Raw genomic sequence first — 15,426 nt, 5'->3', positions numbered from 1 at the left:
GCGAGCGCTGCTGAAAACGGGGTGAACAGGAATGAATGAGAATCCAGTGCTATCCGTTCAAAACTTAAGCGGGGGTTACAGCTTGAACCGACCTGTTCTGCATGAGGTTAATTTTCATGTTCAGCCAGGTGAAATGGTCGGATTGATCGGACTGAATGGAGCAGGCAAGAGCACCACGATGAAGCATATTCTGGGGCTTATGAAGCCGCACAAAGGAGAAGTCCGGGTTCAGGGCCAGACCCGGGATGAGAACTCGGAGGCATATCATGGCGCACTGGCTTTTGTGCCGGAATCTCCCCTTCTATATGAGGAAATGACGGTGAGGGAGCATCTTGAATTTACAGCAAGATCATACGGCGTGCCCCGTGAGGAATTTGAAAGCCGGGCGGCCCATTTATCTGGCATGTTCCGTATGGAGGACAAGATGGACAGCCTGTCCGCACACTTGTCCAAGGGGATGCGGCAGAAGGTCATGATCATGTGCGCATTTGTTGCAAGACCTTCGTTGTACGTCATTGATGAACCTTTTCTGGGATTGGACCCGCTCGGCATCAGGTCTCTGCTGGACTTTATGCTGGAGTTAAAAGCTGGCGGATCTTCGGTGCTCCTGAGCTCCCACATTTTATCGACTATAGAGAATTACTGTGATCGGTTTATCATTCTGCATCAAGGAAGAATTATTGCTCAGGGAACGCTTCAGGAGATTGCAGAGCAGGCTGGAAAATCGGATCTTCCACTAGAGGAATTGTTCTATGCTCTCATTCAAGGCGGGAATGGCGGATGAATCTGCGGGAGTTATTTGCCAAAAGGAGAAGTCAATTCTGGGGCGAGATTCTGCCTTACCTAGGATATGTAATTCAAAGTGGTGTAGCGGTCGTTTTTCTGTTTCTGCTCATTGCTTTCTCGGCGTGGTACACTTCACTGGTACAGCATATTCCGCCCAATTTACCGATCCGCTGGATCATGCTGATTGTCCTTTTACCTTTAACCGTAAACAGCAGTGTCCGGACTTATCTCAAGCAAGCGGATACCGTATTTTTAATGCCTCAGGAATCAAGAATGAAGCAATATTTCTCCAAGGGCTGGGCAGGCGGAACGATCTATAAAATAGTGGGTCTGGCCCTTGTGCTGCTCACGTTATGGCCTCTGTATATACGGAGCGACCAAGCTCCCAAATCTCTCCTGATCACCTTGGCGGTGCTGATCGTACTGAAGCTTCTCTCCAGCTATGGAAGCTGGAAGGAGCTTGCTATGACATCGAGAAGTGCAGCCGCAGCTTACCGTGTCCTCCGCTGGTCCATAACGGCATTAGCGATTGCATCGTGGTTATGGTACCCGGAACTCAAAAGCCTCTTGTTTATCGTACTGATCGGTGCTGCTTATATTGCTTCTTTGGCTATACCGGCTAAGCATCCGGTCCCTTGGGAACGGTTGATCCAGGTGGAGAAACGGCAGGCAGGCCGGGTGATGATGATTCTGAGCTGGTTCGTAAATGTTCCACAGCGGGAGCAGCGGGTATATGCGCGGAAGTGGCTTTCCCGGTGGGGGAGCGGGCTTCCTTGGCGCAAGGATACAGCCTATCGTTATTTATTAATCAAAAGCCTTGTCCGGAGCGATATTTTCGGTATTCTGATTCGAGTTGGCATTCTTGGTGCACTGCTTGTCTGGTGGACACGAGGGGGGATCGTTTCCAGTGTGGTTTATCTGGCCAGCCTAATGATTGCCGGGCTGCAGCTTACATCACTGCGAAAGCTGCACCATGAATCTTTCTGGCTGCATGTATATCCTCTGCCTGAGGGCACGCGGCGTGCTAATGAAGTAAAGCTTGTATTTCAGGTGCAGCTGTTATGGGCCTTGTTCATGTGGCTTCCATTGCTGGCCTCAATCGGCACCGAGCCCACCCTTGTGCTTGGCACGGGAGTATGCGGAGTGGCACTTGTCTTTTTATTCCGGTTCTCGGCTCTGAGACGGGGGCGTAAAGAAGACGAAGACGAAGACGATGATGATTTATAAACTAAAAAGGTAACTGCTTATTACTTATGATTTAAAGGGCATCCCGCCGTTCTATGGAACGGATGAGGATGCCCTTATTATCGGTTTAGCCTATGATTTCAAACATTTCACAAGTTATTTATTATACCCAGAACGAACGTGTGATGATGACAAGAAGGATAAACAGTACCAGAATGGCTCCAATGCCGCTTCCGAATCCTCCGCACATCCCGTATCCACCGTATCTTGCTTCTTCAACTCCACTCATCTTCATTCCCCTTTCGATTCTTGGTTGGTACACAGTATAGTATGTAGCCCGTAGGCTAAGGGTATGGGCAAGTGTTGATTATATAAAGAAATAAGATCGGGGATTAGCCCGATCTTATCGTAATTGATATTTGGGATTATAACTGCTTCAGATCCTGGATTCCCTTGTAAATCAGATCAAACAGATCTTCAAGATGCTCTTCCTCAATGCAGGAGAAGGCAATCCGCAGATCATGCTCTCCAAGAGCGATTGTTCCGACCCCATATTGATGAATAAGGTGGGTACGAAGCGTCTCTGCTGAGACGTCCTTAAGCTTCAGGCACATAAAATACCCGGAGTTGAACGGGTAATATTCCCATACATCGCCGTATTTGCCGCTATCCAGGAGGGATTTGACTTTGTTCGCGCGGCCTTTCATAATATGGAACTTCTCTAATTTCTGTTGTTCGAATTCCGGTGATTTTAGGGCATCCAGCACGAAGGTCTGAGAAGGATGGGAGCCGCTGGATATCGTAGCCCGAATAATACCGAGTGTTTTCTGTTCCAGCGCGTAAATCACATCTTTATTATCCGAAGCATACGTAATGAAGCCGACACGGAAGCCCCATACATATTCTTCCTTGGTTGCTCCATCGATCTTTACAGCTAATACGCGTGGATGGAGATCAGCCAATTGTCCGAACAAGGATTCTTTAAGTGAATTCTCGAAGAAGAGACCAAAGTACGCGTCATCAGTTACAGCAACAACGTTTATGCCCGCTTCTGCAGCTTCCTGAATTGCTGCTACGATGGCTTTACCTTCTTCAATTCCCGGAGTATAGCCGGTCGGGTTGTTAGGGAAATTCAGCAGCACAATAGCTTTGCTTTTGTCCTTCTGGCTGAGCAGAGCTTCACGCAAGCCTGCTGCATTGAATTTCATGTCATCTGTAAACAGCGGATAGTTTACTGTAACGCCATGACGGCGGATCCCGAAAGTTAACTCATAGTTCTCCCAGTTCTTATCCGGATAGACCACGGCATCTCCTTCATTCACAAACAGATCGGCTACAATGCTCAGTCCATGTGTAAGTGCATTGGTCACAATCGGATCGCTGATGCTTTTGTCCTCAAGTGAAGGGTTCTCCTTGATCATCTTGCTCCGCCAGGCAGAACGCAGATCAGGTTTACCGGCAGGAGGAGCATAGCTGTACAGGTCCTTCGGCTGATATGCAGACAGCTTATCCTGGATGACATCCAGGTGCATAGGAATACCGCCTTCTGTCGCAATACCGATCGTGGCGTTATATTTTTTGGCATGGCTTGATGCTTCAGCTGATTGACTCAGTATACCTTCCTTAGGGAAATAAATTTCTTTACCAAGAGTCGACAGCATTTCGTATACATGAGGACTCCCTGATTTGATGCTTTCGTTCAATTGTTCAGCCAATGGGTTCATGAGTGGATTCCATCCTTCCGAATACTATAGGTTAAGGTGCAGTATCTCTCATTTATTTTCATTGACTAACATTATAACATTTGACTGCAAAAGCGTCACGGGAAAGAGACATGTTTATGGAGAAGAAGGATGATACTTACATATCTGTTCGACGGTAACCGCATCACGGTTTTCATTACGGTTCTTTAACCCGTTCACAACCTTGTCCCGTCTGCGTGGTTTCATGTTTTGCCCGAATTTAAACTTGGCTGACATGCGGTCTGGAATAAGCTTGATCAGTGCAACACCTTTCAATTGAGGGACATATCTGGGATCACCGGCATCAATCGGATCATATCCGCCTTCAGGCTGAAGCTTATGCATAAAATGTCCAAGGGCCAATGCTTTTTCTTCAAGATCATCCACGACCACAGCATTTCCGCTTGCAGTGACACTTTTGAAAAAGGCTGTAGCTGGACATGCCATCACCGGATCGGAAAAATAGGAAGGAATCAGAGCATATTCGTCCGCTACCGTAAAGCTAACCTGAGGATTCCGAAACAGATGGTCCATTTTTTCGCCGGAACGGCTTCCATGAAAATAAAATGCACCTTCTGCAAATACAAAATTTAGTGGCGTAACACGCGGACAGCCAGCTTCATCAACGGTCCCGAGAAAGCCAAAACTCATTTCCCCCAGAAATTGCTCCACTTCCTCTGGATTATCTATCAAAAATTCACTTCTTCTCATAGGGCAGCATTCCCTTCGTTTTTTAATCAGCATATCTTTCGAATTGACAAGAAAAAAGATCCAATTTACATTATTTTAAATGGTCCAATATGGGAGGGCAAAATGGAACTGGGATTATCGCTTGAGGCTTACTTGGAGAAATATCGTTATAAATACTTGGCGTTATACCATGCGCTTCGGGATGCCATTCTTGCGGGGATTCTTCCTGGAGGAACACGTCTTCCAGCCACACGTGAGCTTGCCCGTCTGTATGAAATGTCCCGGGGGTCTGCTGCTCAAAGCTATGACATGCTGCTTGCCGAAGGGTATGTAGTGACAATGACAGGAAGCGGGACTTATGTGGCGATGGGAATATCATTATTAGAGCAGGCTCATGAAGAGCATGATTGTGAACCGGTGTTATCGATTTGGGGGCAGCGGATGACAGAGTGGATGCTGTCCCATGGAGGATCATTTAATTTGGGTCACGAACAGCCCATGGAGGACAGGGAGCTTATATCGTTTATCGGTGACCGCGCAGAGTCAGCACATTTCCCTTTTGCAGAATGGAAAAGCTCTATCCATTATGCAGCCGGCCACCCAAGGCACCAGAGCCAGCTGGAATTGCCTTCTGCAGGTAACCCTGAGCTTCGCCAGGCTATTGCGGGGCATTTAAAGTTTACTCGCGGAATACAGGCGGATCCTGAACATATTGTGATCTTCAGCGGTTCCATGCAAGGGATAATGCTGCTCTCCCAATTGTTAATAAGCCCGGGTGACCCTGTTGTTATAGAGAATCCGGGATATCATGGAATTCGCCATGCAGTGCTGTCCTGCGACGGAAGAATTGTACCTGCTCAGGTTGACAGCGCCGGGCTCATTCCTGAACGCTGGGACTCACGGCTCTTATTCGTCACACCCAGCCGGCAGTATCCGACCGGTGCTGTGCTGTCTATGGAGCGGCGAAGAGAACTGCTGAACTGGGCGAATATTCACAAGGCTATCATTATCGAGGATGATTACGATAGTGAATTTCGCTTTGGCGGCCGTCCGATGGAGCCGCTTAAGGCGCTGGACGATACGGGTCGTGTTATTTATATCGGCTCCTTCTCCAAGACCATGTTTCCTGGACTTCGTCTGGGGTATGCCGTGCTGCCGAAAATGCTTGTTAAACCCGTGGTGTCTGCCAAAGCACTGTATGAACCGGTGTCACCCGCTCTTCTGGAACAGAGGGCGCTGGCTCATTTTATGGCTAGAGGAGGATATGGCAGGCATCTGCGCCGGATGACCCGGATTTATAAGGGATTGCATTCCCGGCTGGGTAAGCTGATGGAAGCTAAGCTATCACATTTGTTTCGAATGAATCCGGGTGATGCAGGCCTTCATGTATACGCCGAATGGCTGCATGGACCAGAAACCTATGATATTTTTAAAAAAGCCTGCCGTAATCGGGGAGTAGAATTCAGGGATGCTGCCTTATACCATCTATCAATGGGGACCCCTGCGGCCTGCTTCACATTCTCACATTTGGACCAGGACCAGCTTGAGAGTGGCATTACCAGAATGGCTTTAGCTTGGAAGGACATGCAAAATGGTTAGAAAGAGAGTATCATAGTAAATAGTGCTAGGTTAATAGATTTCTATTTTGAAAGACAAGGGGGAATGACTTGATGCTGAATGCATCGTCGTCTTCTTTTGTAATAATGCCTGCTTTGGCCAAAATTGTCTGCGAACCCGGATGGAAATGGCAAAAGCGTGAAAAACCGATGCAAAATTATGATCTGTTTTACGTTTGGAGCGGTGAAGGAACCGTCGTGCTTAATGATGTGCCTTATGAAGTAGGAAAGGGAAGCTGTTTTCTGTTCTCTCCCGGAGATCATACGAGTGCGACGCACAATCCGCAGAAGCCGCTGGTTTTGACTTATATACACTTCGATGTTGCCGATCCTGTCAGCGAGGTGCCGGTTCCTTACCGGAGGCTGGAGGAGACGATGGATTTTGAATATTTGCTTGCCAAATACGTCCGGCTTTATTTGGACCATCCTTACGGGGCGGAAGAAGAAGGAAAGATGATCTTAAAGCAGCTGATGATTTATTTGCTCCGGGATGATCGGGAAAAGCCGGTGAGCAAGAAAGCGAGCAACCATCTGTCGGAGTCGATTCATGAGATTGCGAATTATGTCCGGCTGCATCCTGGACTGCCTCACCGGGTTGAGGATTTGGCTGCCAGAGCCGGGTTGTCTCCACGTTATTTCTCGATCAAATTTAAGGAATTAATCGGTACACCGGTTCAGTCCTATATTATCAAAATGAGGATTGAGCGGGCGCAGCATCTGCTGCTTCATCAAGGAATGAATGTAACCGAGGTAGCAGATGCCTTGGGTTATCGGGATATTTTCTTTTTCAGTCGTCAATTCAAACAATACACGGGCAAAAGCCCTTCAGAAGTTCGTTGAGGAAGTCAGTCATATGTTTCAAGAAGAATAAGAATGGGTAGTAAATAGGATGAAGTAAATGGAAAAGGGAGAGAGGGGGTGCCGACAATGAGCCAAAGAAGAAGAATGCGCAGCTTGATCTGCAGTCGTGGAGGTTGCGGCATTTTTAGAAACCGGCTGCGTCGGTATAAAAATGTAAGACCTGAGCAGGATTTGTGGTTCTAATAAATATTTATCACATACCAGCACCTTTGTTCGTTCCCGGAAATATGAATCATCCGGTGGACTTACGGGGTGCTTTTTCTCATGAATTATACATATAAGGCTTGCTGAATAAAAAGGAGCATAACGAATGGGGAAACCTAGAGAACGAACAGGTGAAGTCGCTCTTGTGACCGGAGCCTCGAGCGGATTTGGACTATTAATCTGCATCGAGCTTGCAGCACAGGGGTATCGAGTGGCAGCAGGAATGCGAAGGCCGGAAGCTTCAGGAGCTCTTTTGGACGCTGCCAGAAAAGCTGGGCTAACCTCAAGAATCCATATCATTAAACTGGATGTATGTGAGCCTGAACAGATCAAGAATGCTATAGCGGAGATGGATCATCTATGGGGCAGGCTGGATCTTTTGGTGAACAATGCGGGAGAGGCCTTGGGAGGAATGGTTGAGGAGGTTCCGCTGGAGGCATGGAGAAATCAGATGGAAGTGAATTTTTTTGGCGCTGTATCCGTTACACAAATCGCTCTGCCGCTCATGCGAAGGTCTTCAAAATCCAGAATCATATTTATGAGCAGTATAAGCGGGATTGTTGGGTTCCCAGGTTACGGGCCGTACGCTTCTTCAAAGTTCGCGTTAGAGGGGATGGCTGAAAGTCTTTCGTTTGAGCTACAGCCGCTTGGCATAGACGTGGTCTTGATCGAGCCTGGAGCTTACGGTACACCGATCTGGGGCAAGGGTTTTAATGATATTCAGGCGAAGGAGGAGTCTCCTTATCGTAAAACCCTGACCGAGGTCTTGAATTTCTCCAAAACAACCGCGGACCAGAGCGGTGATCCGCAGGAGGTCGCTGCCCTGGTCGGGGAAATCGCCCGAAGCGCTTCCCCTCGGTTCAGGTACAGGCTGCCTTTAGGAACCCGACTGACGGTTGCAGCAAAGGTACTGCTTCCTTTCCGGTGGTTTCAGAGCATCGTCTTGAAAATGTTAAGCAAGAGATGATCAGGAGGTTCTGTACGATTGAAATTATTGGTTTTTACCTGATGGATGATGGAGAAGACCGAGCAGTTCACCCATTTTCACTTTATATCCCGTCTTTAGGTCACCGCGTGGGGTAAAGGTTCCGTTCTCTGTCAGCAGGACAACGGTGGATCCAAATTCAAAGTAGGCGAGGTCATCGCCATTACGCCATTCGGTTACAGATTCATCTGTGTATCGAATACTGCTGACATTCATGGCCCCAACCTTTACGACAGCCACTTCGCCATGTTCATGCGCAATATATGTAATAAGCCTTTCGTTACGGCTAAGGACCGTGCGGATATTCGTCATTGCAAAATCATTGACCGGATAAACCTTACCGCGAAGATGCTCGCTTTCCGCTTTCTTTCCGGTTACGGGAGAATGAATTCGGTGGTAGTCTGTAGGACTGAGATACAGCACGAATACATATCCGTTTATATAGTTTTCCATGCGCGGTGAATTCGCGAGCAAATCGCCAATCGTATAATCCTGACCTTTCACATTCAGAATTGAACCTGCATGAATAGGTCCCATACCCGTGATAATCCCGTCCACAGGGCTGGTCATCGCTCCTGCAGTTTCGTCGATGGGACGCATACCCATTTTCAATCGGCGGGAGAAGAATTCATTCAGCGAACGGTAATCATGTATTTCCTTTTCCGCTTCGTGGGCGGGAATTTGATAAATCCGGATAAACGTTGGTATTAGATAACGACTCCATCTGCTGTGGGAAAAACGCCCCATGATACGGGATAACCATTTACGGGATGAGAGTTCTGTCATCAATCTAAGCAATTGTTTAGCCATGTGATTCTCCTTTTGTGCGTCAGCATTTTGCAAAATGCTCACATGCATTAACAATAGGCGGAAGGGAAGCAAGGGCAATCCGCACTCTGAATAATATTGACATAGAATAGGGGGTAAATCAATAAAAAGCCAATTTGAAATAAAAGACCTTGAAAATTTTGGGTGATCCGTGTGTTTTCGATCAGCTTATACCTGATTGATGAATAGCGGGGCTTATTTGTTGATTTTGGGAGCAGACGATGATAAACTGCTTGTAAATACGTTCCTGCTACCGTATAAAGCGGAGCTTGCCGAAATAGCGGCGGGCTCTGCTTTTTTTGTTATCTATGTGCGAGATGAATGAAAGTATGTCCATTTTAGTAGAAGGAGGAATAGGTATATTATGCTAAAATATTTTAAAATATGATAATATAGTTACAATTTTACTGCTGATGGGATGAGGAGAAATTTATGCTGACTGAATATGTTGAGGGAGTGTGGGATTACTTTGTTGACGATCTTTAAAGGGATTCTCGCCGCCGTAGTAACAAGCGGTGCAGTGTTCGGTTTGGCCGGAGCTGATCCGGCGTTAGCGACCACTGCGAAATTTAAGGATGTACCGGCAAGTCACTGGGCCAGTTCTTCTATTGAGGCTGCTGTGAAGAAGGGGTATTTCAAGGGGTATGGGAACGGTGTTTTCAAACCTAATGCAACGGTCACAAGAGCAGAATTTGCTGCCTTGATGGCTCGCGTATCTAAAGAAGTCCCTAATATAGAAAAGGCGAATGTGTTTAACGATTTGAAGAATCATTGGAGTAAAAATGAAGTAGATCGTGCGGTATCTTTGGGTTTTATTAACCCTGCGGATTATCCGAATGGATTCAAGCCTAATACAGCTCTTACCCGAGAAGAGATGGCCAAATGGTTAAGTTCTGGATTAGCAGCAGCTGATAAAGAGTTCAAACAGGCGTTAATCGATACGAAAACGACTCTTATTCCAGCGAAAGAGGCATTTAATCCAGGAATCTCACAAGCTAGTGTTCCATATATTGCAGTAGCTATGGGCACCAATCTCATGAGTGGTTATCCCGATGGATCATTTGGATTAAAGAATACGACAACACGGGCTGAGACCTCTGCGATTCTTTTAAGGTTAGAAAAAGTGAGCAGCCAGTCAGCTGATTCTTTTGCAGATTTGAATGAGTTGAGAATGGTAGGGACGAAGAAAACGAATTTGGAGCTGGTAACGCCATTTACTACGGGAAATACTTCGTTTGCGGATGTCCAAGGCAAGAAAAAAACGTTTAGAAATGGTGCAGGATACCTTAATGTTCATCGCTTAATTGCTGTAAATACGCAAAATTGGAATGACAAGAAAAGTGTCTATGCCTCATTCTTTATTGATGATAGTGATAAATCATTTTTAACTAAAACCAAAGGATTATATCCAGCCTTTTTGCAGATTACAATTTACCCTAAATCCAAGAACTTTGATGCTGGTCATTATTATATGGGCACAATTGATTTTACAAGTGGCGGTCCTATTTCAAATGATTTACCGAAAAAGTTTGGCTACTATAGCGTGCCGCGAATGGGATCAAAAGAGTTTTTTGCTGATAAATCAAAAGGAGTGACTCTTTGGGTAGTACACTATTTAAGAGACGATGGTAATTTCATGGGTCAAATTGATATGGATGATGGATCGGTCGTATATCTTGGACAAAAGTAAGGAGGGCGTAGTCCGTTTTGAAGAAATGCCTCTCATTAATACCAATAATAATTATTCTCTTATTAAATATTTCTCTAAACGCAGATGCTAACTTTTCAAATGGATATCCAACAGAAGAAATAATGATTATTCCAGAAAATCTAGCTTACAAAAAACAAAAAATTCAGGTGAATGTACAGGGTCGGGCTAAACCTCAAGGAGATATCATTTGGACTCAAGGTGATAAAGAAATTTGGGCAGCCACTAGAATTAATGAATATGGGATTGAAGAAAGAGTTGAAACAGGTACGCATGGAAGTGGGGAAAAGGCAGAACCACTAAAAGGTATGGTTAGGAATAGAATAGATTCTCGTGATTATGCTCCTAGTTCATTACTGGACAAGAACATAAACGCTTATAAAAGGCAATATGTAAAAAATCTAGGTATTGATGATATTAGATATATTGATGCTAAATCATACGAAAGAAAAGGGGAAAAGCCAGACTTTGAAAAGGGTAGCGTATTTGCTAATTTGTGGACGTGGACAGGATGGGACCTAGAATACACATCTAAGATTAAGTACGGAAATAGGCCCGACAAGGCGCCCAAATACATTGCACATTATTACATTCCACTAGAAATTGATTACTCGGGATATGTAGAGGAAACCAAAGAACTTACAGTATCATCAAATGCAACCTTAAAAAAGGGACAGACCAAACAGCTAAAAGCTGAAGTACGAACCCAAGAATATGATATGAACGGATTTACTGACCCAATCGATGTTAGCAAACGAGATCAAACTGAATGGTCCTCTGACAAAACATCAGTTGCTACAGTAGATCCTAATACGGGATTAGTAACCGCACGCGGTAAAGGAACTGCAAAAATCACAGCTAAATGGAAGAACGGTCCATATTACATTTATGATTACATAACTATAACCGTCGGAGACGACATACCACCCCCCTGCAAACCAGGAGACCCAGGATGCGATCCGCCACCGCCACCGCAGCCCGCTTCCTGCACAGCTCCATCACCTAGCGGCGCTCCATTAGAAGGTCGTTATTTGAATCCAGACGCCACAGCAAAAATCCTGGCCGATCAACGTGGCAGCGAGCGGTTCGATGTTCTAAGGGGCATTCCAACATCTGAATCCCTATATGGAAATATCTTGGCCAAAAATTATCTGTATCAAAATAAGTTTGTAAATATGAAAGGCATATGTACGTTTAACGTGAATGTTGAGAAAACCTGGACATTAACATGGGACCCCGGAAAGACAGAAAAAGATAAAGATGGAAAAGAAACTACTGTTCCGGATCCACAGTCAGATAGTGAAACGGTAACACAGACTTACACGATTGAACGTCCTTACTCCTTTTGGGTGATTGATAATCTCGAAGTTTACAAGATCGATCAGGGGATTCTTAGAAACTATGCACTGCCGGGTGAAACGATAACTATGTATCCGCAAGGATATACAGCACCGCAGTATTCTGCAAATAAAACCGGGAACTATTATCCTCCGCCGGATCCGGGAACGGTTACAGCTCCGGGGGGAAGCCAAAACGGAGGAAAAGAAAGGCCGTCCCCACCCCAGGAGGACTTAAAGAGTTATGCAGAAAAAGCAGTGGGAAAAGTGCAGGTTACCAACGACACATTAAATTTTAATAGTCAGACCATTATGAATGGTGCCCGAGTAGACCAGAACGGACCCTCACCTGGGACAATGCCAGCACCAACAGAAATCGGGCAAAATGTGCTGTACAGTCCTAACCATATGATTAGCAGCAATAAAATCAATAAGGCCAATACACCGAGCCAAGGCGAAATCCACTATGGTTTAATGCCTGGCAATATAAACGGTGGAAGTAACAAGCAGTTTACGATAAACGGGATCAATACCGTAACCGTACATACTCCAGTTGTTAATTATTCATCCGTATCAGATGATCAGGCGCATAATCAGAAGACAAATCCGAATGCAAGCCGGGCAGCATTTATACTGGATCGGCCATTTACCGTCCGGATTCCAACCGCGGGCCAGCATGTCAATTATCCAGGTTACGGTAATAAGGACTATGCCAAATATGTGAGAACGAAGCAGGTGTATTTTCCGTTTGACGTGTACAGCCGGGACCGGACCATCTTCTATCCCAAGAATACCTGGATCACGATTCCGGTAAATCAGACCGAGACAGAATTCTTCCTGCCGGTATGGGTGGATGAAGGAGATTATACCGTTTCTTTCCGTACAATTGCTGAGAATGCACCTGCGGATTATTCCACTCAGCCAAGCGCCAATCAGAACTTAACGCACCATGTAGCGACAGATGTGGAGCCGGTGGAGGTCATTGGGCGTGTCTATGATTTTCGAATTACAGATATTACGGATTATAACTGGGAGAGTGTTTTCCGAACACAGAAGGGAAGCTCAGTACCGCGTGGGATTTCCTATTGGACAGGTCAGCGTGACATTGACGGAGCGGCAAGAGGAAACCAATTGCCATATACCCTGCCTATTGCACCGGGCAAGCATCCACAGCAGGGGTATAAGAATGTTTCAGTAAAAACAGGCTACCATTTCAAGTTCGACCTTAAAACCAAAGGAAATATGTTCGGCGATAGTGATGGCATCTCGATTACCCCAAGCTTCTATTTCGTGAATAAGGACGGGACAGGCCGCCAGCCGGTTGACCTTTATTATCATAGCGGCAGCCGTAATTTCATCCGGATTGGATCACCGCAGGATCAGGAGAAGCGGTATGTCATTCTTAATGAAAGGCTGCGCAATGTGCCGCAGAGTGAGCTTCAGGACACAGCATCGTATTTGTACAATCACGGGGGTGCTCCAAGCGGCAGTTCCAGTCAGGCTTTCGTCAAACAGTACATCGGGAAAATAACGAAGAACAAGACCTGGGTCGGACGTTATGATTGGATGCTTCTCCCCTCAGGAGTACGGACGCTTATCGGACCTAAGTCAGGGATTCCTGCAGCCGTGGACAAAGAGCGTGTTAACGCTGCTGTTCAGCGCTGGTACGGAGAATATAGTATTCCCTCCGACGTCTACGTTGTCAAAAAAGGGACAGATCTCGCTGCTTACAGCCGTGTGAATGGACTCGATGAGAAGTCGAATGTTTTTCTGAAGAAAGGCTATATTGTGGTGAACTTTAATATCGAGACAATCCGGGCAGGCAATCTGAGGCAGCCTCATCTTCAATACATCCATGCTCCCTTGATGAATCAATGGCGGCTGGAAGGATATGGGGATTCTTACACCAATCCTTACGGTCACAGGTTTGTACTACAGGACGGGGACACGGTATTCTATCATGCAGATCAGTCGAGCAAGAGTGATTTTACTTCACAAGTGCCTCATTAGAGCACAGCTGAAGCGAGGCCGAAGGCATAATTAACAGATTCCATAGAAGGGACCCGGCGCTATCAGCGTCCGGTCCTATTTGGATTCTAATGGGAAATCATATTCTTTAAAGAGCATATGTTTGGTTAAGTGTCAAAAAAATATAGCATTTCTTGCGGGATGCCTGCCCGGCGGTAATATTCCTGCATACTTTCATCGGGCAGTGGCGTGATATCGACGGTTAACAAATTAACAGCAAAGCGGTTTGCCTGCCTCTCTAGCTTGCCGGGGCAGAAGTATGAATGCTCTTCCAGAAAAAAACGGCTGATGCCTTTGTGAAGCATATCGTGTCCCAATTCATGGGCACATACGAAACGCTGCCATTCATTAGGAAGATGGGCATGTATGACGATAAACCGCCTTTTAAGCTTGCGGAAGTATAGGCCTTTGGTCGTTTTGCCGAGATCAGCATAGCGTACTTGTATTCCAAGTGCTGCTGACAATTGAAAGGGGCAGTTGGTATGATGTTTTTTTATCAGTTTGTGGACTAGAGGTTGTACAAGATCATCCATGCCAATTCACCTGCAAAATAGTAGTATGTTGTTCAGAAAAATGATGCATTTGTGAGAATCCTACGATTTTTTGCTGCGTTTGTTCATCTGTTTTGCCTCCCAGAACAGTCCTGTCAGCACGTCCTTAATGCGCTGCTTGTCCTCCTGATCCAGTGGAATTCCATCAAACATAAGCTCACCGTCATCCTCCAGCATTTGTTTAAAGTCACGCTTGTCCCTGCTTGTTGCCCAATCAGGAATGGACGAGCCTGCTGAGGATGTCCCCTGAGAATGCTCATCCTGCAAATAACCCGCTTGTCTCATCAACTCTTCATATGAAATATCCAAGGCGTCAGCAATTTTACGAATAGTCTGTGGTTTGGGAATACCCCTTAGCCCACTTTCAATCCGCGATATTTGAGAACCGCTGATCTCCGCAGCCTGTGCAAGCTGATTCATGCTCAAGCCGCGCTTTTCCCTTAACTGTTTTAAATATGAACCAAATGATTCCTCCACGTGCTGGCCACTCCTTACCTGAGTTCCTTATGTGCTTCTTATACTAGTATAAACATGCCGAGGGTCTTTGCCAACAGGTAAAACAAAAGAAGATATCATTGCCAAAAGGCAAGAAAAATGAAGATAATGTACCGGTTTTAGGCGGAAGAGTGGATAGAACCGGTTATTTTTGTGTTTTACTAGAATGACCAAATAGTGGTATGTTAATAAAAAATACGAACATATATTCGTAATGCAAGTGAACAAGTGACTCAGTGCCAAAAGGCAAGGGACAAGAGGAGTGAATGGATATGAACACTTATTTCTAAGGGAAGAGAGGGGGAAGAATATTTCATTTTTCTATTTACGGATAGATTTTCACAAAAAAGGAGGAGTAATCATGAATGATTACATCGGTCAGCTGATTAAAATGGTTATGGCGGGCGCGG

Annotated in this window: 13 protein-coding genes; 7 read left to right on the top strand and 6 right to left on the bottom strand. The window is 45.7% G+C overall.

Going from position 1 to position 15,426, the window contains the following annotated elements:
- Nucleotides 1-31 precede the first annotated feature (31 nt).
- Nucleotides 32-784 (top strand): ABC transporter ATP-binding protein, encoded by a 753-nt coding sequence (locus BN1234_RS18725; RefSeq protein ID WP_054958167.1) that lies wholly within the window; start codon nt 32-34, stop codon nt 782-784.
- The gene (locus BN1234_RS18720; protein ID WP_054958166.1) at nt 781-2,013 is read left to right on the top strand and encodes an ABC transporter permease; all 1,233 of its coding nucleotides are present in this window, start codon (nt 781-783) and stop codon (nt 2,011-2,013) included. The genes BN1234_RS18725 and BN1234_RS18720 overlap by 4 nt, the downstream gene beginning before the upstream one ends.
- A 121-nt stretch (nt 2,014-2,134) precedes the next feature.
- Here the strand turns inward: BN1234_RS18720 and BN1234_RS22030 are convergent, their stop codons facing one another.
- The 3 genes from BN1234_RS22030 to BN1234_RS18710 form a co-directional block, all read right to left on the bottom strand.
- Nucleotides 2,135-2,260 carry a YjcZ family sporulation protein gene (locus tag BN1234_RS22030; protein ID WP_082423287.1) on the bottom strand — a complete coding sequence of 42 codons (126 nt, stop codon included), beginning with the start codon at nt 2,258-2,260 and terminating at the stop codon, nt 2,135-2,137.
- Nucleotides 2,261-2,396: 136 nt separating this feature from the next.
- Entirely contained in the window at nt 2,397-3,695 is a 1,299-nt protein-coding gene (locus BN1234_RS18715) for an aminotransferase class I/II-fold pyridoxal phosphate-dependent enzyme (RefSeq protein ID WP_054958165.1), read from the bottom strand.
- Nucleotides 3,696-3,809: 114 nt separating this feature from the next.
- The gene (locus BN1234_RS18710; protein ID WP_054958164.1) at nt 3,810-4,424 is read right to left on the bottom strand and encodes a pyridoxamine 5'-phosphate oxidase family protein; all 615 of its coding nucleotides are present in this window, start codon (nt 4,422-4,424) and stop codon (nt 3,810-3,812) included.
- Between the two features lie 102 nt (nt 4,425-4,526).
- Between BN1234_RS18710 and pdxR the strand changes: the two genes are divergently transcribed.
- The 3 genes from pdxR to BN1234_RS18695 all read left to right on the top strand — a co-directional run bounded on the left by pdxR (nt 4,527) and on the right by BN1234_RS18695 (nt 8,051).
- A complete protein-coding gene (gene pdxR / locus BN1234_RS18705; protein WP_054958163.1) occupies nt 4,527-6,002 on the top strand; it encodes a MocR-like pyridoxine biosynthesis transcription factor PdxR in 1,476 nt (491 codons plus the stop codon).
- 71 nt (nt 6,003-6,073) lie between these two features.
- The gene (locus tag BN1234_RS18700; protein ID WP_054958162.1) at nt 6,074-6,859 is read left to right on the top strand and encodes a helix-turn-helix domain-containing protein; all 786 of its coding nucleotides are present in this window, start codon (nt 6,074-6,076) and stop codon (nt 6,857-6,859) included.
- Between the two features lie 331 nt (nt 6,860-7,190).
- Nucleotides 7,191-8,051, top strand: a complete 861-nt coding sequence (locus BN1234_RS18695; RefSeq protein ID WP_054958161.1) for an SDR family oxidoreductase — start codon at nt 7,191-7,193, stop codon at nt 8,049-8,051.
- 24 nt (nt 8,052-8,075) lie between these two features.
- Here the strand turns inward: BN1234_RS18695 and asd are convergent, their stop codons facing one another.
- Nucleotides 8,076-8,879: an archaetidylserine decarboxylase gene (gene asd, locus BN1234_RS18690; RefSeq protein ID WP_054958160.1), complete on the bottom strand. Its 804-nt coding sequence runs from the start codon at nt 8,877-8,879 to the stop codon at nt 8,076-8,078.
- Between the two features lie 487 nt (nt 8,880-9,366).
- Here asd and BN1234_RS18685 point away from each other — a divergent pair, with 487 nt between their 5' ends.
- Together BN1234_RS18685 and BN1234_RS18680 are read left to right on the top strand one after the other, a co-directional pair.
- Nucleotides 9,367-10,587, top strand: coding sequence for an S-layer homology domain-containing protein (locus BN1234_RS18685; RefSeq protein WP_054958159.1), 1,221 nt, complete (start codon nt 9,367-9,369; stop codon nt 10,585-10,587).
- Nucleotides 10,588-10,709: 122 nt separating this feature from the next.
- The gene (locus tag BN1234_RS18680; protein ID WP_082423289.1) at nt 10,710-13,952 is read left to right on the top strand and encodes a DUF5704 domain-containing protein; all 3,243 of its coding nucleotides are present in this window, start codon (nt 10,710-10,712) and stop codon (nt 13,950-13,952) included.
- A 125-nt stretch (nt 13,953-14,077) separates the two neighbouring features.
- Here the strand turns inward: BN1234_RS18680 and BN1234_RS18675 are convergent, their stop codons facing one another.
- The gene (locus BN1234_RS18675) at nt 14,078-14,503 is read right to left on the bottom strand and encodes an ImmA/IrrE family metallo-endopeptidase (RefSeq protein WP_054958157.1); all 426 of its coding nucleotides are present in this window, start codon (nt 14,501-14,503) and stop codon (nt 14,078-14,080) included.
- Between the two features lie 60 nt (nt 14,504-14,563).
- Entirely contained in the window at nt 14,564-14,998 is a 435-nt protein-coding gene (locus tag BN1234_RS18670; RefSeq protein ID WP_054958156.1) for a transcriptional regulator, read from the bottom strand.
- Nucleotides 14,999-15,426: the final 428 nt, after the last annotated feature.

Source organism: Paenibacillus dakarensis (assembly GCF_001373415.1).
GTDB lineage: Bacteria > Bacillota > Bacilli > Paenibacillales > Paenibacillaceae > Paenibacillus_AQ > Paenibacillus_AQ dakarensis.
Note: the sequence above shows the minus strand (reverse complement) of the source record. Positions and strands in the feature narration are given on the sequence as shown.

Bases quoted from the DNA above. Each gene is read 5' to 3' on its own strand.
- BN1234_RS18725 (WP_054958167.1), top strand. From the start codon at position 32: ATGAATGAGAATCCAGTGCTATCCGTTCAAAACTTAAGCGGGGGTTAC.
- BN1234_RS18720 (WP_054958166.1), top strand. From the start codon at position 781: ATGAATCTGCGGGAGTTATTTGCCAAAAGGAGAAGTCAATTCTGGGGC.
- BN1234_RS22030 (WP_082423287.1), bottom strand. From the start codon at position 2,260: ATGAGTGGAGTTGAAGAAGCAAGATACGGTGGATACGGGATGTGCGGA.
- BN1234_RS18715 (WP_054958165.1), bottom strand. From the start codon at position 3,695: ATGAACCCATTGGCTGAACAATTGAACGAAAGCATCAAATCAGGGAGT.
- BN1234_RS18710 (WP_054958164.1), bottom strand. From the start codon at position 4,424: ATGAGAAGAAGTGAATTTTTGATAGATAATCCAGAGGAAGTGGAGCAA.
- pdxR (WP_054958163.1), top strand. From the start codon at position 4,527: ATGGAACTGGGATTATCGCTTGAGGCTTACTTGGAGAAATATCGTTAT.
- BN1234_RS18700 (WP_054958162.1), top strand. From the start codon at position 6,074: ATGCTGAATGCATCGTCGTCTTCTTTTGTAATAATGCCTGCTTTGGCC.
- BN1234_RS18695 (WP_054958161.1), top strand. From the start codon at position 7,191: ATGGGGAAACCTAGAGAACGAACAGGTGAAGTCGCTCTTGTGACCGGA.
- asd (WP_054958160.1), bottom strand. From the start codon at position 8,879: ATGGCTAAACAATTGCTTAGATTGATGACAGAACTCTCATCCCGTAAA.
- BN1234_RS18680 (WP_082423289.1), top strand. From the start codon at position 10,710: ATGATTATTCCAGAAAATCTAGCTTACAAAAAACAAAAAATTCAGGTG.
- BN1234_RS18675 (WP_054958157.1), bottom strand. From the start codon at position 14,503: ATGGATGATCTTGTACAACCTCTAGTCCACAAACTGATAAAAAAACAT.